This window comes from Methyloligella halotolerans (assembly GCF_001708935.1).
Lineage (GTDB): Bacteria > Pseudomonadota > Alphaproteobacteria > Rhizobiales > Methyloligellaceae > Methyloligella > Methyloligella halotolerans.
Map to the genome: position 1 here is coordinate 1 of NZ_MASI01000009.1, position 17,730 is coordinate 17,730.

The following is a 17,730-nucleotide window of genomic DNA, read 5'->3' on the forward strand; positions in this document are numbered from 1 at the left end:
GCTGGATGACCCTGCTGGAAGGCGTCGAGCTGGATAAGTCCGATGTGGAGACCTATGGCGAAGAGATGGCGCTGGAACTCGCCGGCGTGCGCTCCTCGCTGAAGAAGCTACGCAGCTTCCCGGCTCTGAAGGAACGCGAGGAGAAGGGTCTCGTCTCCCTGCACGGCCTCCATTTCGACATCGCCGAAGGCAAGCTGATCGGCCTGCAGCCGGACACCGGCCGCTTCGTGCCGGTGGTCGAGGAAGGCGCCGAGGCTTAGAGCCGAACGACCGAGGCGTTACGCCTGCTCGACGTGGAGGCGGCTGGCGCAGAACCAGAGAACGCCGGCTGCGATAAGGGCTATGGCCGCGAAGAGATAGGTCGCGGTATCGGAGCCGATATTGGGGATCACGTAGAGCGCGGTCCCCAACGTTCCCACGATATTGCCGAAGGTGGACACGCCGTAGATCGTGCCCGCCGTGCTGCCCGTGGTCCCGATGTCGTGGATCATCAGGCGCACGGCGATGGGCGAAAACGTGCCGAGGCATGTGATGGGGGCAAGGAGCAACACGCAGGATGCGACCATCACCCCTGTCACCTCGCTGTCGAAGGCCAGCATAATCTTCTCCAGCAGCATGTCGGATGCGACCGGAACCAGGAGCAGCCACAGGGCGGCGAGGCCTGCACTGATGGCGGCGAGGCGCAAGGTCGGGTAGCGGTCCACGAGATAGCCGCCGATGAAATATCCTATGGTCATGGCGAGGAGCACCACGGCGATCAGGGCCGCCCAGGTGTTCACGCCCGTGCCGAAATACGGCGCGAGATAGCGGCTGGCGATCATCTCGAATCCCATCAAGACGACGCCGAGTACGAAGGCGCACAGATAGACCATTGGGCGGGCCAAGACTCACCTCCCTCTCAGGTTGGAAATTCGGATTGCTGTGGCGGCGTCAGCCGGCGTCGCGCTTTACGGAATTGAGGCTTCGACCGGGGCGTAGTCGTCGGTGAGGACCTGGCCATCGAAGTCGGTCAGGATCTGCCGGTCTTTCACAAGCTCACTTGGCGGGTAGCGCGGATCGGCTTCACGCTCCAGGCGCTCGGCCTGGCGCCGCAACAAGTCTTCGGTTTTTGGCGGTCCGTCATAGGCGACGAGGATGTAGTTGGTGGCCGCCTTGTAGACCTCGACATTGTCGTAGACGCTGCCGATGGTGGCGACCGCCGCATCGTAGAGAAGGGTGTTGGATTCCAGGTTTTGGACCAGCACGCCGCCCGGATTGAGATGGCGCTGGGTGAGCTCGAAGAATTCGCGCGTCATCAGATGAAACGGGATCGACGGGCCTTGATAGGCGTCGATCAGGATGGCGTCGTATTTCTCCTTCGACCGCAGGAGGAAGATGCGCCCGTCCCGGACCGCCACCTTCAGCCGCGGCCCCTCATCCAGGAAAAAGTATTTCTTGGCCATGTCGGCCACCACGGGATCGAGCTCGACCGCCTGGATATTCAGGTCCGGATAGGTCTTGTGCAGGTAGGAGACGACGGTGCCGCCGCCGAGGCCGATCTCAAGCAGGCGGGCCGGTTTCTCGGGATAGGCCATCGCCACGGTCATGTATTGGGCGTAGGCCGAAGGCAGCTCCAGCGGATCGTCGGGATTGGCCTTGGATTCCACATAGAGCCGCTCGTTCATCCCGAAGGACAAGCTGATATAGCGGCCGAGGCTATGAACGAAGATCGAGGTGTATTTGGATTCGCGGCGCTCGATAAGCTCCGGCTCGTCGGCGGCCTGGAGCAGCGTGGGCAGGGCCGCGACAATGAGTGCCGCGGCGGCCATGAGCTTCCCACCCAATGGCGGCATTTCAGGTCTCCCTAAGCGTCGTGATGTCTTGCGCATTTTCGCACGACGCCTAGGGGCTGTAATGGGAAGTTCAGCTAAATTACGCTGCCTTGTTTAGCAAATTTCGGTTGATCACCGTCTCCGCGATCTGGACGGTGTTCAGGGCGGCGCCCTTGCGAAGGTTGTCGGAAACGACCCACAGGCTCAGCCCGTTGTCGATCGTCTGATCCTCGCGGATACGGCTGATAAAGGTAGCGAACTCGCCGACGCATTCGACCGGCGTGACGTAGCCGCCATCCTCGCGCTTATCGACGACCAGGCAGCCCGGCGCTTCGCGCAGGGCCTCGCGGGCTTCTTCGGCGGTGATGGGCTTCTCGAACTCGAGGTTCACTGCCTCGCCATGACCGACGAAAACCGGCACGCGGACGGCGGTCGCGGTGAGCTTGATGGATTTGTCGAGGATCTTCTTGGTCTCGACGGTCAGCTTCCATTCCTCCTTGGTCGCGCCGTCTTCCATGAAGACGTCGATATGGGGAATGACGTTGAAGGCGATCTGCTTGGTGAACTGCTCAGGCGCCGGGGGATCGGTGACGAAGATGCCCCGCGTCTGGGTCCAGAGCTCGTCCATGGCGTCCTTGCCGGCGCCGGAGACCGACTGATAGGTGGCGACGACGGCGCGCTTGATCTTGGCCAGATCGTGCAGCGGCTTCAGCGCAACCACCAGCTGGGCAGTGGAGCAGTTCGGGTTGGCGATGATGTTCTTCTTCCGAAAGCCCTCGATGGCGTCGGCATTCACCTCCGGAACGATGAGCGGCACGTCCGGATCCATGCGCCAATAGGAGGAGTTGTCGATCGCCAGGCAGCCGGCGGCGCCGATCTTGGGGGCCCATTCCTTGGAAACGGTGGAGCCTGCCGACAGGAGCGCGAAATCGACGCCCTTGAAGTCGAAGGTCTCGAGATCCTGGCATTTCAGGCGCTTGTCCCCGAAGGACACCTCGACGCCGACCGAGCGCCGGGACGCCAGCGCAAAGACCTCGTCGGCGGGGAACTCGCGCTCCGCCAGGATGTTCAGCATTTCGCGCCCGACATTGCCGGTCGCGCCGACCACAGCAACCTTATAACCCATGGAACTCCTCTTTCCGGCGGCGCTTGAAGCGGGCCGCCTCTCCGCCGATGTATGGGAGGGCTGGCCGAATGTAAAGCTAGCCAAGGGATCTGCGAAAGGCTCGGGTGCGTAGAACGCCAGATGCCACGGCTCCTTTTCCAGGCAGCCCAACGAGGAGTGTCCAACAATGCAGTTGCGGCGATCGGCCGGATTCGCGGCCATCATCTGTCTGACCGCCTTCACGCTGTCAGGGTGCGGCGACACGGCGGACCTTCCCGAAGAGCAGACCCGCGGGCCGAGCCCCACTCTTCCGCAGCCTGCGAAGGCGCTCATCCCGACGGTCAATATCGCCAAGGCGACGGGCTGGCCCGACGGTGAGGCTCCGAAGCCTGGCGAGGCGCTGGCGGTGAACGCGTTCGCGCGGGATCTGGAGCATCCAAGGTGGCTCTACGTCCTGCCCAACGGCGACGTCCTGGTGGCCGAAAGCAACGCCCCGGCCCAGCCCGAGGACGATGCGGGGGGCGGCATCACGGGCCACATCCGAACCTGGGTGATGGGCTGGGCCATGAAGCGTGCGGGCGCCGGCGTGCCGAGCCCCGACAGGATCATGTTGCTGCGCGACGGCAACGGCGACGGCGTCGCCGAAACCAAGACGGTGTTCCTGAAGGATCTCCATTCGCCCTTCGGCATGGCGCTCGTGGGCGACACGCTCTACGTGGCGAATGCCGATGCCGTGGTCAGCTTTCCCTATCAGGAGGGAGAAACCGAAATCTCGGCCAAGGGCCAGAAGCTGACGGATCTTCCGGGCGGGCCGATCAACCATCACTGGACCAAGAGCCTGGTCGCTGGGCCGGACGGCAAATATCTCTATGTGGGCGTGGGCTCGAACAGCAATGTCGCCGAGAACGGCATGGCGGCGGAGCAGGACCGTGCCGCGATCCTGCAGGTCGATATCGAGACCGGAAAATCGCGGGTCTACGCTTCCGGCTTGCGCAATCCCGTCGGCATGGATTGGAAGCCCGACAGCGACCAGCTCTGGGTGGTCGTGAACGAGCGGGACGAGCTCGGCAGCGATCTCGTGCCCGACTATCTCACATCGGTGCAGAAGGGCGGCTTCTACGGCTGGCCCTACAGCTATTGGGGCAAGCACGTGGATGAGCGTGTGAGTCCGCAGAAGCCAGCGCTGGTTGAAGAGGCGATCGTACCGGATTATGCGCTCGGCAATCACGTGGCGCCGCTGGGGCTGGCCTTCTCGAAAGGCGATCTCCTTCCGAAGCGCTATGCCCACGGCGCCTTCGTCGGCGAGCACGGCTCCTGGAACCGCAAGCCCTATGCCGGCTACAAGGTGGTCTTCGTGCCCTTCAAGAACGGCGCCCCAAGCGGCCAGCCGGTCGATGTCCTGACAGGGTTCCTCAGCGATGCCGAGAAGGCGCGCGGGCGTCCGGTCGGCGTCGCGATCGACAAGTCGGGCGCGCTGCTGGTGGCCGACGATGTCGGGAACACGGTGTGGCGCGTTGCGCCGAAGACGGAGAGAACGGCAGCTCTGCACTAGAGCTACCGTCCCGTTCTGATCTCAAAGGCAGGCCTTAAATCCGCCGGCCGAACAGGTGATCGAGAGCCAGCGCTCCAGGACCCGATCCGACCAGCATCAGGAAACCGCCTGCGATGGAGATGTCCTTCAGGAAGGAAATCATCTCCTTCGGGTCGGTGGGCGGATGGAAGATGAACGCCGCCAGGATGCAGAAGCCGGCCAGCAGGAAGGCCCAGAACCGGGTGAACAACCCGACCAGCACGAACAGACCGCCGATCAGCTCGACGATGATAACGAGCGGCAGCAGCATGCCCGGCACGCCAACGGACTCCATGAAACCCGCGGTGCCCTCGTAGCCACCGATTTTGTCCCAGCCGGCTTTGATAAACAGCAGTACCAGCAAGATGCGGCCCGCCGTGCGAAACCACGGCGATAGACTATCGACCATTCTAGAAACCCTCCCCTCCGATATCTCTCCGTCTCGGCGCGGGGCGAACCGCCTTTTCCGCGCCTCAGAGTAGGGCTAAGTCTACCCGCTCTCGGGAAGGCTGTTTAGGCCGTTCTACGCAGGCGTCTTGCTAGCAGACATCTTGCCAAGTGTGACGGAAGCTGCGATGGAGGCGGCGCAAACCGGGCAGAGAGGGATGTGAGAATGTCTGACCGTGTAATGAGTTACGATGACTTCTGGCAGAAGTACCTAAGGGATCACGGGCGTTCCGGCACGCGGGCGCTGCATTTCCTCGGGACCACGCTTGCCGTCGTTTGCCTTGCGGCAGCGGCGATCACCTTCCGGCCTGGGCTTGTCGTCTTGGCCCTCGTGTTGGGCTACGGCTTCGCCTGGTTCGGTCATTTCGTTATCGAGAAGAACAAGCCGACCATGTTCGGCCATCCGTTCTGGTCGTTCGCCTCGGACTTCCGCATGACATGGCTTTGGTATACGGGCCGTCTTGGCGAAGAGCTGGCGCGTGCCGGTGTCTCCAACGATGAGCTGCGGGAGCGGGAAGAGCAGGTCTAGCCGCTCGCACCGCTAGCGCAGGACCGTACGGCCGGGCGCGCCATTATCGACCTTCCGTTCGGCGGGGCCGGTGTCGTCCTCGTCCACGGGAGTTTTGGGCGCAGGCGCCTTCTCCGGCTTCGCTCCGACTTCGGCGCATTTCTTGCCTGTGAACTCGTTCACCAGCTTCACGATCTCCGGCCCCAGCACGTTGGTCTGATTGTCCAGACCCGTTCCCGAATAGATGATTGGATAGATGCCGAAGGGGGCGTCCACGTCGCCCCAATTGGCGGAGGCTTTGGTTGCCTTGCCGTTCTTGAAGGCGACTTCGGGCGCAAGATCCACCACCACCTCGTATGGCTCCTCATCGCCCTTGCGGTCCAGCCGGCACGTCACCGTCTGGTTGGCGATGGCCACCTTGTGGCTGGCCTTCGTCATGGCTGCGCGCAGATCCTTGCGGTCCAGCTTGAGCTTTGAATTGCAGACGGCCTTGCCCCAAGGCCAGGACATGCGGTCGCCGACCATGTCCTGGATGTCTTCTTCGCGCCAAGTCTTGACGATATCGCAGGAGATGACGCCCTTTGCCGGTACCTCGCCGGCCATGGCCTTGCAGATTTCTACCTTGCAGGCACGGCGAGAGGCCTTTTCGGCCTTCTCTTCCGGGGTCAGCTCGCGCTTCGCCTTTTTCGAAGGCTTGGCGGGCGACTCGGCCGGTGCATCGTCCGCGGCCAGCGCAGCGGTTGTCAAACCGCCGCCCAGAAGCAGGGCACTCAGCAGATACGCGGGCGCAGATGCCATGATCGTCCATCCCTTTTCGCGAGCCCCAGCCCGGAAAGTATGAGGGGCGCGGGCACCGGCGTCCAGACGACTTTGGATTCGGCGAAGCGTGAGTAGACCGCTCGAAGGGCGATTGCTAATTTGACCACCGTACGCAGGGCCAGAGTGGCCGCAGGGACTGGCCCAGTCGTCTGGGGGAGGGTGGGGAGAATGAAACTTCGGGGTGTTTACGCGACGTGGTTTCGCGCATCGCTACTTCTGTCTTTTTCGATCGCCGTATTGGCGCTGAGCAGCTTGCCTGCGGCCGCACAATACTACGTGCGCTCGCCGGAGGTGGAGAAGGGTGAGCTGAAGCTCGAGGAGCACGGAGCGCTCTATTCGGGTCCCGGCGAGGAGGAGCGGCGGCGCCAGTCTCATGAGGTAGAGGCGCTTTACGGCTTCACCGACCGGTTCGAAGGCATTGTCGAAGGGTTCTTCGTCCAAGATATCGGCGAGGATTTCGAGTTCGACGAGGTCGAGCTCGGCGGCCAGTACGAGCTTATCGAGCGTCACGGGGACGGGCTCGGTCTGGCGTTCCGGGGTATCTACGAGTTCGCGCTGCAGGGCGGCGAGCCGGACGAGATTCTGTTCGGGCCGCTCGCGAAATACGTTGCTGGGCCAAATTCGGCGACGATCAACACCTTCTTCGTGAGCCAGCTCGGCAGCGACCGGGATATCGACAGCCTGGAGATGAAGTTCTACTGGCGGCTGAAGCACGAGTTCGGCGAGACGTTCGGCCTCGGTGTCGAAGGCTATAGCGAGGTCGAGGACCTCTCCAATGCAGGATCCTTCGACGACCAGGAGCACAGGCTCGGGCCCGTGGCCTATTTCGAGTTCGAGGACTGGGGACCGGAGGTGGAGCTGGCGGCCGGCACCCTGTTCGGTGTCTCGGACGCCACCTCGGACGTGACCTTCAAGCTCGACCTCGAGCTCGCGTTCTAGCCTTTCAGCGCGGCGAGGATCGCATCGCCCATCTGGGTGGTGCCGACCTCGTGCTTGCCGTCCTGCATGATATCGGCGGTGCGATAGCCCTGATCGAGCACCTTGGCGATCGCGCCTTCGATCCGGTCGGCGAGGCCGCCGAGGTCGAAGGAATAGCGCAGGCACATGGCGAAGCTGGCGATGGTCGCGATGGGGTTGGCGATATCGCGGCCGGCGATGTCTGGTGCGGAGCCGTGTACGGGCTCGTAGAGCGCCTTGCGGCGACCGTTCTCGTCCTCTGCGCCGAGGGACGCCGATGGCAGCATGCCCAGAGAGCCAGTCGCCATGGAGGCTTCGTCGGACAGCACATCGCCGAACAGATTGTCGGTGACGATGACGTCGAACTGCTTGGGATAGCGGATCAGCTGCATGGCGCAGTTGTCGGCCAGGATGTGCTGGAGCTGCACGTCGGAGAACTCGTCCTTGTGGATCTGCGTCACCACCTCGTGCCACAGCACGCCGGTCTTCATGACGTTGCGCTTCTCGGCAGAGTGAACGAGGTTGCCGCGCTTCTTCGCCAGCTCGAAGGCGACCCGGGCGATGCGCTCGATTTCGTAGGTCTCGTAGACCTGGGTGTCGACGGCGCGCTTCTGGCCGTTGCCGAGGTCGGTAATCTCTTTGGGCTCGCCGAAATAGACGCCGCCGGTCAGCTCCCGCACGATCATGATGTCGAGTCCGTCGACCAGTTCGCGCTTGAGGGACGAGGCGTCGGCGAGGGCCGGGTAGCAGATCGCCGGGCGCAGATTGGCGAAGAGCTCCAGATCCTTGCGCAGGCGCAGCAAGCCGGCCTCGGGACGCTTGTCGTAAGGAACGCCATCCCATTTCGGACCGCCCACGGCGCCCAGCATGACGGCATCGGCCTTGATGGCCTTCTCCATGGTCGCGTCGGAGACCGCTTCGCCATGCTCGTCGTAGGCGGCGCCGCCCACGAGGTCGGAAGCGGTCGCGATCTCGGCCTCGCCGGTCTCGTTCGCCCATTGGACCAGGCGCTCGACCTGAGCCATTACTTCAGGACCAATCCCGTCACCGGGGAGCAACAACAGTTCGAACGAAGCCATGGAATTGAACGTCTTTCGCGTTATGGAAGCGGATGCGGCGGAAGTTTCGCCGCAGGATGAATTCGTGGCTCTGGGTAATAGGAGAGCGGAATGCTGACAAGGGTACTATTTGCCATCGGGCTGCTTCTCGCGCCTGTCGCAAGCGCCTGGGCGGCCGATCCCGAGGTGGTCGCGCTGGGGTTGACCGATCATGCGACCTCGGTCGCGGAGATTGGAAAGGGCGACGCGCTGCCCGCGCCGACCCGGGAGACGGGCGGCGTGGCCTATCTCGTTCTCGACGGCGCGGAGCCCGGCGACCGCGTGACCGTCCGCCTGATGAACGAGGGCAAGTCCCTCATGCACAACGTGGCAACGGTGGAGAAGGGTGGCGAGGAGGTCTTCCTGCAAGCCGGCAAGACGGGCGTGCCCGCAGGCGGCTGGCCGGAGGGGAGCTACACGGCCAAGGTCGAGATCGTGCGGGGCGGCGACGTGGTGCTGGAGAAGAGCTCCGAGCCCGTCACGTTCGATTAGCGCTACACGGGTCCGCTGCTGCCCTTGACGGGGCCGGCCCGGTGGCGAAGGCTATGGCCTTCGCTGGTGGGGGGACAGATATGGCGGAAGAGAAAGAGCCCGGCACGGGCTCCAATATCGTCGGCTACGCGGTGCCGATCCTCGGCATCATTCTCGGATTGATCGCGATCGGGATGGCTAGCGGGTCAATATTCTAGGGCAGAAGCGGAGGGCAGCGATCTGCATCCCCCTGCACGGGCTTCATGAAAGTCGCCCATGGCCACCATGCAACTCTCAAGAATATGCTGCTGAACTTGAATTCCCGATCGATGTCCGATCTGACGAACTTTGCAGACAGCGTTGCGCGGGGATAAATGAGGCAAGAAAAGCAGAACGGATCAATTTTTAGGAGATCGGCTTCGTAAAGATACCTAAGTGCCTCCTTAGTTTTTTCTCGCTCTGATGACAGAACGAGCAGCCCGATTTTCTCAGTCTTCGCGAATTTCATCCCATAACTTCGCATCAGAGCATGCATCGCCGCAGTCTTTTCGGCTGGGGTACGCCTAATTAGAGCGAAGTATCGAACTTGATAGTCCAATTCCTTCGAAAAAGTTTTTGCCGACTGCCAAGAGTATGAATTGAGATGCGCGATGCCGTAAGTGGCTAGATATTCATCGGCTTCGGATACCATCCGCTCGTACAGAACATTGCTTCCCGTTCCAAAGCCACAGTGCTCGTTGATTAGGGGAGTGCTGATTAGACTTAGATACTTTCCTAAGCCTAGAAGGACGAGGCCGGCCAAGACACATATAAGCCAGTTCCTTCGGACCCACGTCATCTCGAATTATCGGCCTTTATCCGGAACTGCGTATTCGAAGTCGCTGTGGCCTTAACCTCTTGTGGAGCGCTGGTTGCCGAAAGAAGGGCCTAAATCCAGGGGCGTGCGGCGGCGTTCTCGGCCTCGAAGCGCTCGATGTAATCGCCCTTCTCGAAAGTCAGGGCGATGTCGTCGAGGCCTTCCAGCAGGCAGCGCTTGCGGAACGGGTCGATCTCGAAGGTGATCGTGCCGCCGTCGGGGCCCTTGATCTCCTGGTTTTCCAGATCGACCGTGATGGTGGCGTTGGCGCCGCGGGAGGCGTCGTCCAGCAGCTTGTCGACCTCTTCCTGGGGCAGGGTGATCGGCAGAATGCCGTTCTTGAAGCAGTTGTTGTAGAAGATGTCGGCGAAGCTCGGCGCGATGACGCAGCGGAAGCCGAAATCCAGCAGTGCCCAGGGGGCGTGCTCGCGGGACGAGCCGCAGCCGAAATTGTCGCCGGCGATCAGGATCTGCGCCTTGTCGTAGGGCGCCTTGTGGAGGACGAAGTCCTCGTCCTTCTTGCCGTTCTCGTCATAGCGCAGCTCGGCGAAGAGGCCTTCCTTCAGCCCGGTGCGCTTGATGGTCTTCAGGTACTGCTTGGGGATGATCATGTCCGTATCGATATTGATCATCGGCAGGGGCGCGGCGACGCTGGTCAGGGTGGTGAATTTATCCATCTTCTTCTTCGCCTTCGGCACTTGTTGGGCTCTCGCGGCGCGAACGCTTGGCGTTGGCAACGCGGGATGTGTTCTCAGCCGCCTATATAGGGCCTGACGGTAAATTTCTCCAGCAGTGGTCTTGAGAGACGGCTAGCGGCTGGCGCGCTGCTGACCGAGAGCTTCGGCATAGCACTGGCGCATGAGCTTGCAGCGCTCGGTGCCCGGCGGATGGACGCGGTCGCCCTTCAGCTTGGAGATGAAGGTGCAGATGTCGTTCATGCCGTTGGCGTCGAGCCAGCCGCGCTTCACGCCGTTGCGGATGGAATAGCAATCCGCCTTGGTCTCGCTGGCGCCGATGAACTGGTGACCGCATTCATGGTGGTAGACGTAGAACTTCACCGGGGTGGAGAGACCTTCAAGCCGCGAGGGGTTGAGAATCACGTAGCCCGGGAAGGCGCCCCCCCAGCTGTCGAGCTCGGAGTTCATCACGGTGGGGCGGGTGCCGCAGCTCACGGGATGACCGTCGAGCTTGAGCTGGCCGTGGGGGATCTTCTGGGCCGTCGGCCCCACGATGTTCATGTATTCCTCGAGAGAGGGGTTCCGGTCGGTCGGCCCCATCATGCTCGGGGATTCCAGGGCCACCGGGCGAGTTTCGCTCACACCCATGCTGCAGGCGGCGACCAGAAGGCTGCTCGCCACCACTCCCAGGGTTATGAAAAGCCACCGGTTCATGCTCTCTTCACCATAATGGCGAGCGAGGGCGGGAGGCAATTGGCCTGAGGGCAACACTGGCGGTGTTTTTGCTCCCCCGGTCGCAGCGGCCTCTATCCCCCGTCAGCTGCGCTCGATCTCTTCCATATCGTCATCAGATAAGCCGAAATGATGACCAATTTCGTGAATCAGCACATGAGCGATGATGGCATCCAGCGGATCGCCGTCGGCGCGCTGAAAGTTGATGATCGGGCTGCGGTAGAGAAACACCATGTCCGGGCCGCCGGGCACGTCGAAATTGCTTTTCCGGGCGAGATCGACGCCGTGATAGAGGCCTAGGAGCTCGTAGGGCGAGTTGAGGCCCATCTTCAGCAGCGTGTCCTGATCGGGGAATTCCTCGATCCTGATGGCGAGGTCGCCGCACTGATCGGTGAACTCCTTGGGCAGGCTTTCGTAGACGCGCCAGGCGACCTTCTCGAACTCGTCGAGCGAGGGGCCGTGCTCGGGGTGATGCTGGGTCATTTGGCTTCCTTACCTCTCCTCAGCGGGGGAGAGGAAGTCTCTCCGAACCTGCCGCCAGGCATCACGTCGTTTCCTTCGGCTTCCGCGCGATGACGATGGCTTCGCGAAGGAAGAACGAAAGCCCGTCTTCCGTCGCGGTCGGCTTCAAATACGATTTGAGTGGCTCCTCCTCCAACATGGCGCGCAGGCGTTCCACGGTCTGGGGCTTGCAGCGCATGCGCTCTACCCAGGGGTCGAAGGGGATTTCCTGATCCATCACCTCGGCGCTTTCCACCTCGAGCCCCGCCTCATCGATCAGGTCGGTCCATTCGGCGAGCGAAAGGGCGCGTCCGTGGCTCGGGTCGCGGAGCTTCTCGAAGGCGTTGTATCGGAAGGCCAGGTCTTCGTCGGTGGGCGAGATGTTGTCGACCAGGGCGAAGGTGCCGCCGGGGATAAGCACGCGTGCCGATTCTCGCACGAAGCTTTCCGGCTTGGCGAAATGATGGGCGGCCAGCCGGCAGGTCACCAGATGATAGCTGGTGCTGGGGAAGGGCAGGTCGTCGGCGGGCGCGATGGCCGTGACGACATTGTTCAGCCCGCGCTCCTTGGCCAGGCGCTTCGCTTGCTGGAGCATCTCCGGGGTGATGTCGCTGGCGGTCGCCTTGGCAATCCTGGGGGCGAAAAGCAGGGCGGTGTGGCCCGCACCGGTCGCGATATCCAGATGGCGCCAGTGGCTCTCGGGCAGGATCAGGTTGGCGAGCTTGGCGAGAGACGGCCCCGCCGCATGAACCTGGGAGGCGGCGTAATCCGCCGCCGATTCACCGAATTTCTGCTGAACGAGGGAGGTCATCTCGCCCTCTTAGCCGGTTAGTGAGGCCGGCGGATGTCGACGAAATGGCCTGCGATGGCGGCCGCGGCGGCCATCTGCGGAGAGACCAGATGGGTCCGGCCCAGACGCCCCTGACGGCCTTCGAAGTTGCGGTTCGAGGTCGACGCGCAACGCTCGCCCGGCGCCAGCTTGTCGGGGTTCATGGCCAGGCACATGGAGCAGCCGGGCTCACGCCACTCGAAGCCGGCGGCCAGGAAGATCTTATCCAGCCCTTCGGCTTCGGCCTGGGCCTTCACCAGGCCGGAGCCCGGCACGATCATGGCGTTCAGGTTCTCGTTGACGTGTTGGCCTTCCACGACCTTGGCCACGGCGCGCAGGTCTTCGATGCGGCCATTGGTGCAGGAGCCGATGAAGATGCGGTCCAGCTTCAGGTCGGTGACCCTCTCGCCGCCCTTCAGGCCCATATATTCCAGGGACCGGATGGCGGCCTTGCGCTTGATCTCGTCGGCGATCTCGTTCGGGTTCGGCACGTGGCCTGCGACCGAGACGACCTGCTCGGGGCTGGTGCCCCAGGTGACCAGCGGCGGCAGATCCTGCGCGTGGAGGACGATCTCGCGATCGAACGCCGCGTCGTCGTCGGAGAACAGTTTCTCCCACTCGGCCTGGGCCAGCTCGAAATTGCCGGCCTTCGGCGCGCGGGGGCGGCCCTTGATGTAGTCGAAGGTCTGCTGGTCCGGGGCGATCAGCCCGGCGCGGGCGCCGCCCTCGATGGACATGTTGCAGATGGTCATCCGGCCTTCCATGGAGAGGCTGCGGATCGCTTCGCCCGCATACTCGATCACATGGCCGGTGCCGCCGGCGGTGCCGATCTCGCCGATGATCGCCAGGATGATGTCCTTCGCGGTCACGCCTTCGGGCAGTTCGCCGTCGACGCGGACCTTCATGTTCTTGGCCTTCTTCTGGATCAGCGTCTGGGTGGCGAGCACATGCTCCACCTCGGACGTGCCGATGCCATGGGCCAGGGCGCCGAACGCGCCATGGGTGGAGGTGTGGCTGTCGCCGCAGACGATGGTGGTGCCGGGCAGGGTGAAGCCCTGCTCGGGGCCGACCACGTGGACGATGCCCTGACGCTGGTCGCGCTCATGATAGTATTCGATGCCGAACTCGGCCGCGTTCTTGGCCAGCGCTTCCACCTGGGTCGCGCTCTCGGGATCGTCGATGCCGTGGCTCCGGTCGGTGGTGGGGACGTTGTGGTCGACGACGGCCAGGGTCCGCTCGGGCGAACGTACCTTCCGGCCGGCCATGCGCAGGCCCTCGAAGGCCTGGGGGCTCGTCACCTCATGCACCAGATGCCGGTCGATATAGAGGAGGGCGGTGCCGTCCTCGGCCTCATGGACGAGGTGGGCGTCCCAGATCTTGTCGTACAGGCTGCGGGGACGATTGCTGATGTGGTTCGGCTGGTCGGGCATGGCTACTGATTTGCAACGGTTCTAAAGCGACAGGGCTGAGATAGTGTGTCCTGAGAGCTTTGACAAATGGTGATGGCTCGGCTGCAGTGTCGCGCTATGCGCATCTTTCGCCTCGTCTGCAGAATTGCCTTCTTCTCGTTTCTCACCCTTTACGTCGTGGATGGAGCGATCAATCTGCTTACAGAGTCGAGCGGAGTACCGCCCGAATACGGTTGCGGCCGCTATGACTTCGGCCACGTCAGATGCACAGGGTTTGCTGGAGCGACGCTGCTTGCCTACGTCTTCGGCTTTATCGTCGCCGTTCCCCTGATCGCGTTCTTCTTCAGCTATGCGATCTTGAATGGGAAGGTCGGGCTCTACGCGACCGATGCCACCACATGGGAGCTTCTGTCAGCGATCCTGATTGAAACCTGGCTCGTTCTGGCTATCGCCTATCCGGCCGTGGAATTGGTTCGAGGTGTCCGATCGGCCATCAATCGCTGATTGCGAGTCAATCAGTACCCGGGTTCGCAGCGCAAATCCGGGTACTTGCAATGACGAGTGACCTAAGCGTAAAGCCTAGCTCTTCTCGGCGTCGCCTTCGTCCTTGGAAGCCTCTTCCGCGGGCGTCTCGTCGGCCGGAGCCTCGGCAGCGCCTTCCTCGGAAGCCTCTTCCTCGGCCGGAACCTCGTCCGCCGTGGTCTCGGCCATAAGCTTCACGGCCTGGGCGACCCAGTCGTCCCGCTCGATCGCGCCGTCCAACTCCAGCGTCTCGTCCATCTTGGCGATGTCCTCGTCGGAGAGATTGGCGATCTGGGCGTACTGAATGATGCCGAACTTGTTGAGCTTGCGCTCCATCTCGGCGTTGAGGCCCTCGATAAGCTTGAGGTCGTCCGCCTCGCCCTTCGGACGCTTGAAGCCCTTGAAGACGTCTTTCTTCTTGGTGCGGGCGTCGATGCGCTCGGCGATACGGGCGGACTTACCGCGGCGGCCGCGGAGATAGTAGAGCTTGGCGCGGCGGACCTTGCCGCGGCGCACCACCTCGATGGACTCGATCATCGGGGAGTGGACGGGGAAAACGCGCTCGACGCCTTCGCCGTAGGAAATCTTGCGGACGGTGAAGTTCTCGTGGAGACCGGCGCCGGAGCGGCCGATGCAGACGCCTTCATAGGCCTGGATACGGCTGCGGTCGCCTTCGACCACCTTCACATTGACGCGAACGGTGTCGCCGGCCTGAAATTTGGGGACGGAACGCTGCTTGGCGAGTTCCGCAATCTGCTCGCGATCGAGCTCGTCGATAATATTCATCGTCTATCCTTTCGGGACGCCGGCCGGCCAGCCTTCTCCCCTCGCGTTTGGAGGGAGTGGCCGATCTCAAGCGAACGCCATTCTTTTTGATTGAGTGCCGTCTCGATTGCTCGAGAGCCTCCCAAACACGGACGAACCGTACCGTCCGGGTGCGGAAGCTGGCGGTTTTCTAGTCGAAAGGATGCGCTTTGTCTATGGCTGGCGGCGGCTGGCGAAGACGAAAAATTTCAGGTGCGGACCCGCATCGGGGTCCGCTACCAAAACGCGCTTCGAGACGATCTCGAATCTTGTAGGCGGCAGTCCCTCAACGGGACGCGGCCGAGTGCACGACTGCGTGCCCTACTGAGTCTTGGACTTCAGCTTCTGGCCCATGGCAGGCGAGATCTCGCCGTCCGCCACCAGAGCGTCGACGCAGCGGTCGGTGAGCTGGAAGCGGACCTTGCGCATGCAGGTGCGGAGACCCGGGCTTTCGAGGCTGTGGGCGGAACAGAAACGGTCGTAATCCGTCTTGCAGTCCCGCTTCTGGCGCGGCGTGACCGGTCCCGCAGCAGCGGCGGTCGCGCAGAAAAGGACGGTCAAAAAGAGTGCTACGGCTTTGGTGTACATGATCGGGCCCCCTGAACATTCGCCTGATTGTCGCCGAACGATAGCCAAAGTTTGCGACCGTTGCGAGTCGGGGGAGCCGGAATCCGCATTACGATACACAGATGATTTAATTTAGTTATTTGGCGTTGCCGGAATGCCGCGCCCAGAGGTCGGGCCGGCGGGCGCGGGTGAGTTTCTCGGCTTCCTCGCGGCGCCATTCGGCGATTTTCTTGTGATCGCCGGACAGGAGCACCTCCGGGATCTTGCGGCCTTCGAAGTCCCTGGGGCGCGTATAATGGGGATATTCCAGCAGCCCGTTGGCGAAGCTTTCCTCCTCGAGGGAGACCTCGTTGCCGGTCACGCCTGGGAGCTGTCTTACGACGGTGTCGATCAGCACCATGGCGGCGAGCTCTCCGCCGGAGAGCACGTAATCGCCGATGGAGATCTCCTCGACGCTGCGGGCATCGAGGGCCCGTTGATCGACGCCCTCGAACCGGCCGCAAAGCAGGATCGCGCCAGGGGTCCGGCCGAGCTCCTGGGCCTTGGCCTGGGTCAGCGGCGCACCGCGTGGGCTGAGATAGAGGGTCGGCGCACCGTCCGGCATGTGCTCGCGGGCCGCATCGATGGCGGCGGTCGCGATATCGGGGCGCATGACCATGCCCGCCCCGCCGCCGGCGGGCGTGTCGTCGACGGAGCCGTGCTTATCGGTGGCGAAATTGCGGATGTCGCGGGCGCCGAGGGACCAAAGGCCGTCCTTCAGGGCGCGGCCGGCGAGGCTCAGGCCGAGGGGCCCGGGAAACATCTCGGGGAAGAGGGTGAGAACCTCGGCACGCCAGACCATCGGCTATTCCTCCTCCTGGGAGCCCTCCTGGGAGCCCTCCTGGGCCGCCTCTTCAGACGCCTCTTCAGACGCCTTTTCAGCCGCCTCTTCAGACGGTTCGTCGACCAGGCCTTCGGGGATATGGACGGTCAGGCGGCCGGCTTCCATATCGACTTCCGGCACGGCCTCTTCCGTGAAAGGGACGAGCAGGGTCGGTCCACTCTCGGGCGCCAGCTCGATGATATCGCTGGCGCCGAAATTATGGACCGCCGTTACAAGGCCCAAGGCCGCACCCTCGCCGTCGACGGCCACAAGCCCGATGAGGTCGGCATAGTACCACTCGTCCGGCTCGCTTTCGGGCAGCTTGTCGCGGTCGACGTAGAGCTTGGTGCCGGTCAGGGCCTCGGCGGCATTCCGGTCGTTCACGCCCTTGAACTTCACCACCAGGCCCTTCGGACCTTCACGGAGCTGGGCGATCTTGAAGCTCCGGCCGCCGTCCAGGGTTTCGAGCGCGCCGTAATCGGCAATCGCCGCAGGAGACTCGGTGAAGGAGCGGAGGCGGAGCTCGCCTTTCAGGCCGTGCGCCGCCCCGATCTCGCCGAGGAGGAGGCGGGCGTCCGCCTTCTCGCCTGCGGCCATCGCTCTTTACGCCTTCTCTTCGTCGGCGACTTCTTCGGCCGTCGCTTCGGCGGAAGCCTCGGGATCGCCTGCAGCCTCTTCGGCAGCGGCCACGGTGGCCTCGTCGGCACCCTCGACGGAGGCCTCTTCCTCGGCTGCGGCAGCATCGTCGGCGGCTGCGGTCTCGGCGTTCTTAGCCTCTTCCTCAGCGGCCTTCTTGGCTTCCTCGGCTTCCTTCCGCTCTTCCTCGCGCTCGGTGCGCTTCTTGCCCCACTGGGCCTTCTCGGGATTGTTGCGGGGCTCGCGCTTCAGGATGCCGGCGGCGTCCAGGAAGCGATGCACACGGTCGGTCGGACGGGCGCCGACACCCAGCCAATGCTTTACGCGGTCTTCGAGAAGCTGGACCCGATCTTCGGAATCGCGCGGCAGCAGCGGGTTATAGGTGCCGATCTTCTCGATATAGCGGCCATCGCGGGGGAAGCGGGAATCCGCCACCACGATGCGGTAGTAGGGGCGCTTCTTGGCGCCGCCCCGGGACAGTCTGATCTTCAGCGACATTTTCGTTTCTCCTGAGCTTGTCTCTGTCTGGTTCGTCTGATTTCAGCGATCG

General features: G+C 63.0%; 22 protein-coding genes. 6 read left to right on the forward strand and 16 right to left on the reverse strand.

What is annotated here, in order from left to right; all coding sequences use genetic code 11:
- Positions 1 to 260 (forward strand): carbonic anhydrase (locus A7A08_RS13405; RefSeq protein WP_280948833.1); only part of this gene is annotated, 260 nt, incomplete at its 5' end.
- Between the two features lie 18 nt (positions 261 to 278).
- Here the strand turns inward: A7A08_RS13405 and A7A08_RS13410 are convergent.
- The 3 genes from A7A08_RS13410 to A7A08_RS13420 form a co-directional block, all read right to left on the reverse strand.
- Positions 279 to 884, reverse strand: coding sequence for a fused MFS/spermidine synthase (locus tag A7A08_RS13410; RefSeq protein ID WP_245290948.1), 606 nt, complete (start codon positions 882 to 884; stop codon positions 279 to 281).
- 63 nt (positions 885 to 947) lie between these two features.
- Entirely contained in the window at positions 948 to 1,832 is an 885-nt protein-coding gene (locus tag A7A08_RS13415; RefSeq protein ID WP_169823014.1) for a spermidine synthase, read from the reverse strand.
- A 79-nt stretch (positions 1,833 to 1,911) separates the two neighbouring features.
- Complete coding sequence (locus A7A08_RS13420) at positions 1,912 to 2,937, reverse strand: aspartate-semialdehyde dehydrogenase (protein WP_069095988.1); 1,026 nt, start codon at positions 2,935 to 2,937, stop codon at positions 1,912 to 1,914.
- A gap of 166 nt (positions 2,938 to 3,103) precedes the next feature.
- Between A7A08_RS13420 and A7A08_RS13425 the strand changes: the two genes are divergently transcribed.
- On the forward strand, positions 3,104 to 4,468 hold the full coding sequence (locus A7A08_RS13425) for a PQQ-dependent sugar dehydrogenase (protein ID WP_069095989.1): 1,365 nt from the start codon (positions 3,104 to 3,106) through the stop codon (positions 4,466 to 4,468).
- Between the two features lie 34 nt (positions 4,469 to 4,502).
- Here A7A08_RS13425 and A7A08_RS13430 read toward each other — a convergent pair whose 3' ends face one another.
- A complete protein-coding gene (locus A7A08_RS13430) occupies positions 4,503 to 4,895 on the reverse strand; it encodes a DoxX family protein (RefSeq protein WP_069095990.1) in 393 nt (130 codons plus the stop codon).
- Between the two features lie 204 nt (positions 4,896 to 5,099).
- Between A7A08_RS13430 and A7A08_RS13435 the strand changes: the two genes are divergently transcribed.
- Entirely contained in the window at positions 5,100 to 5,462 is a 363-nt protein-coding gene (locus tag A7A08_RS13435; protein ID WP_069095991.1) for an Mpo1-like protein, read from the forward strand.
- A gap of 12 nt (positions 5,463 to 5,474) precedes the next feature.
- Here the strand turns inward: A7A08_RS13435 and A7A08_RS13440 are convergent, their stop codons facing one another.
- Complete coding sequence (locus A7A08_RS13440) at positions 5,475 to 6,239, reverse strand: hypothetical protein (protein WP_069095992.1); 765 nt, start codon at positions 6,237 to 6,239, stop codon at positions 5,475 to 5,477.
- A 189-nt stretch (positions 6,240 to 6,428) separates the two neighbouring features.
- Between A7A08_RS13440 and A7A08_RS13445 the strand changes: the two genes are divergently transcribed.
- Positions 6,429 to 7,199 carry a hypothetical protein gene (locus tag A7A08_RS13445; RefSeq protein WP_141694004.1) on the forward strand — a complete coding sequence of 257 codons (771 nt, stop codon included), beginning with the start codon at positions 6,429 to 6,431 and terminating at the stop codon, positions 7,197 to 7,199.
- Here the strand turns inward: A7A08_RS13445 and leuB are convergent.
- Complete coding sequence (gene leuB / locus A7A08_RS13450) at positions 7,196 to 8,296, reverse strand: 3-isopropylmalate dehydrogenase (RefSeq protein ID WP_069095994.1); 1,101 nt, start codon at positions 8,294 to 8,296, stop codon at positions 7,196 to 7,198. The two genes, A7A08_RS13445 and leuB, sit on opposite strands and share 4 nt — an antisense overlap.
- Positions 8,297 to 8,386: 90 nt before the next feature.
- Here leuB and A7A08_RS13455 point away from each other — a divergent pair, with 90 nt between their 5' ends.
- The gene (locus tag A7A08_RS13455; RefSeq protein ID WP_069095995.1) at positions 8,387 to 8,806 is read left to right on the forward strand and encodes a hypothetical protein; all 420 of its coding nucleotides are present in this window, start codon (positions 8,387 to 8,389) and stop codon (positions 8,804 to 8,806) included.
- A 906-nt stretch (positions 8,807 to 9,712) separates the two neighbouring features.
- Here the strand turns inward: A7A08_RS13455 and leuD are convergent.
- From leuD to leuC, 5 genes are all read right to left on the reverse strand, one after another.
- Positions 9,713 to 10,318, reverse strand: coding sequence for a 3-isopropylmalate dehydratase small subunit (leuD, locus tag A7A08_RS13465; RefSeq protein ID WP_069096070.1), 606 nt, complete (start codon positions 10,316 to 10,318; stop codon positions 9,713 to 9,715).
- A gap of 132 nt (positions 10,319 to 10,450) precedes the next feature.
- Positions 10,451 to 11,032, reverse strand: coding sequence for a hypothetical protein (locus A7A08_RS13470; RefSeq protein ID WP_083226788.1), 582 nt, complete (start codon positions 11,030 to 11,032; stop codon positions 10,451 to 10,453).
- Between the two features lie 102 nt (positions 11,033 to 11,134).
- On the reverse strand, positions 11,135 to 11,533 hold the full coding sequence (locus A7A08_RS13475; RefSeq protein WP_069095997.1) for a metallopeptidase family protein: 399 nt from the start codon (positions 11,531 to 11,533) through the stop codon (positions 11,135 to 11,137).
- 61 nt (positions 11,534 to 11,594) lie between these two features.
- Complete coding sequence (locus A7A08_RS13480; protein ID WP_069095998.1) at positions 11,595 to 12,362, reverse strand: class I SAM-dependent methyltransferase; 768 nt, start codon at positions 12,360 to 12,362, stop codon at positions 11,595 to 11,597.
- A 17-nt stretch (positions 12,363 to 12,379) separates the two neighbouring features.
- Positions 12,380 to 13,810 (reverse strand): 3-isopropylmalate dehydratase large subunit, encoded by a 1,431-nt coding sequence (leuC, locus tag A7A08_RS13485; protein WP_069095999.1) that lies wholly within the window; start codon positions 13,808 to 13,810, stop codon positions 12,380 to 12,382.
- 96 nt (positions 13,811 to 13,906) lie between these two features.
- Here leuC and A7A08_RS13490 point away from each other — a divergent pair, with 96 nt between their 5' ends.
- Positions 13,907 to 14,293, forward strand: coding sequence for a hypothetical protein (locus tag A7A08_RS13490; RefSeq protein ID WP_069096000.1), 387 nt, complete (start codon positions 13,907 to 13,909; stop codon positions 14,291 to 14,293).
- 75 nt (positions 14,294 to 14,368) lie between these two features.
- Here A7A08_RS13490 and rplS read toward each other — a convergent pair whose 3' ends face one another.
- The 5 genes from rplS to rpsP form a co-directional block, all read right to left on the reverse strand.
- The gene (gene rplS / locus A7A08_RS17660; RefSeq protein ID WP_083226789.1) at positions 14,369 to 15,097 is read right to left on the reverse strand and encodes a 50S ribosomal protein L19; all 729 of its coding nucleotides are present in this window, start codon (positions 15,095 to 15,097) and stop codon (positions 14,369 to 14,371) included.
- Between the two features lie 339 nt (positions 15,098 to 15,436).
- Positions 15,437 to 15,703, reverse strand: a complete 267-nt coding sequence (locus tag A7A08_RS13500) for a hypothetical protein (protein WP_069096001.1) — start codon at positions 15,701 to 15,703, stop codon at positions 15,437 to 15,439.
- A 115-nt stretch (positions 15,704 to 15,818) separates the two neighbouring features.
- Positions 15,819 to 16,523 (reverse strand): tRNA (guanosine(37)-N1)-methyltransferase TrmD, encoded by a 705-nt coding sequence (gene trmD / locus A7A08_RS13505; RefSeq protein WP_069096002.1) that lies wholly within the window; start codon positions 16,521 to 16,523, stop codon positions 15,819 to 15,821.
- Positions 16,524 to 16,526: 3 nt separating this feature from the next.
- Positions 16,527 to 17,141, reverse strand: coding sequence for a ribosome maturation factor RimM (rimM, locus tag A7A08_RS13510; protein ID WP_069096003.1), 615 nt, complete (start codon positions 17,139 to 17,141; stop codon positions 16,527 to 16,529).
- Positions 17,142 to 17,147: 6 nt separating this feature from the next.
- Positions 17,148 to 17,678, reverse strand: coding sequence for a 30S ribosomal protein S16 (gene rpsP, locus A7A08_RS13515; RefSeq protein WP_069096004.1), 531 nt, complete (start codon positions 17,676 to 17,678; stop codon positions 17,148 to 17,150).
- Positions 17,679 to 17,730: the final 52 nt, after the last annotated feature.

Coding starts and splice junctions, on each gene's coding strand:
- leuB (WP_069095994.1), bottom strand. CDS start 8,296: ATGGCTTCGTTCGAACTGTTGTTGCTCCCCGGTGACGGGATTGGTCCT.
- A7A08_RS13420 (WP_069095988.1), bottom strand. CDS start 2,937: ATGGGTTATAAGGTTGCTGTGGTCGGCGCGACCGGCAATGTCGGGCGC.
- rpsP (WP_069096004.1), bottom strand. CDS start 17,678: ATGTCGCTGAAGATCAGACTGTCCCGGGGCGGCGCCAAGAAGCGCCCC.
- A7A08_RS13415 (WP_169823014.1), bottom strand. CDS start 1,832: ATGCCGCCATTGGGTGGGAAGCTCATGGCCGCCGCGGCACTCATTGTC.
- A7A08_RS13425 (WP_069095989.1), top strand. CDS start 3,104: ATGCAGTTGCGGCGATCGGCCGGATTCGCGGCCATCATCTGTCTGACC.
- rplS (WP_083226789.1), bottom strand. CDS start 15,097: ATGAATATTATCGACGAGCTCGATCGCGAGCAGATTGCGGAACTCGCC.
- A7A08_RS13475 (WP_069095997.1), bottom strand. CDS start 11,533: ATGACCCAGCATCACCCCGAGCACGGCCCCTCGCTCGACGAGTTCGAG.
- trmD (WP_069096002.1), bottom strand. CDS start 16,523: ATGGTCTGGCGTGCCGAGGTTCTCACCCTCTTCCCCGAGATGTTTCCC.
- A7A08_RS13445 (WP_141694004.1), top strand. CDS start 6,429: ATGAAACTTCGGGGTGTTTACGCGACGTGGTTTCGCGCATCGCTACTT.
- A7A08_RS13480 (WP_069095998.1), bottom strand. CDS start 12,362: ATGACCTCCCTCGTTCAGCAGAAATTCGGTGAATCGGCGGCGGATTAC.
- A7A08_RS13435 (WP_069095991.1), top strand. CDS start 5,100: ATGTCTGACCGTGTAATGAGTTACGATGACTTCTGGCAGAAGTACCTA.
- leuD (WP_069096070.1), bottom strand. CDS start 10,318: ATGGATAAATTCACCACCCTGACCAGCGTCGCCGCGCCCCTGCCGATG.
- A7A08_RS13455 (WP_069095995.1), top strand. CDS start 8,387: ATGCTGACAAGGGTACTATTTGCCATCGGGCTGCTTCTCGCGCCTGTC.
- A7A08_RS13500 (WP_069096001.1), bottom strand. CDS start 15,703: ATGTACACCAAAGCCGTAGCACTCTTTTTGACCGTCCTTTTCTGCGCG.
- A7A08_RS13430 (WP_069095990.1), bottom strand. CDS start 4,895: ATGGTCGATAGTCTATCGCCGTGGTTTCGCACGGCGGGCCGCATCTTG.
- leuC (WP_069095999.1), bottom strand. CDS start 13,810: ATGCCCGACCAGCCGAACCACATCAGCAATCGTCCCCGCAGCCTGTAC.
- rimM (WP_069096003.1), bottom strand. CDS start 17,141: ATGGCCGCAGGCGAGAAGGCGGACGCCCGCCTCCTCCTCGGCGAGATC.
- A7A08_RS13440 (WP_069095992.1), bottom strand. CDS start 6,239: ATGGCATCTGCGCCCGCGTATCTGCTGAGTGCCCTGCTTCTGGGCGGC.
- A7A08_RS13490 (WP_069096000.1), top strand. CDS start 13,907: ATGCGCATCTTTCGCCTCGTCTGCAGAATTGCCTTCTTCTCGTTTCTC.
- A7A08_RS13470 (WP_083226788.1), bottom strand. CDS start 11,032: ATGAACCGGTGGCTTTTCATAACCCTGGGAGTGGTGGCGAGCAGCCTT.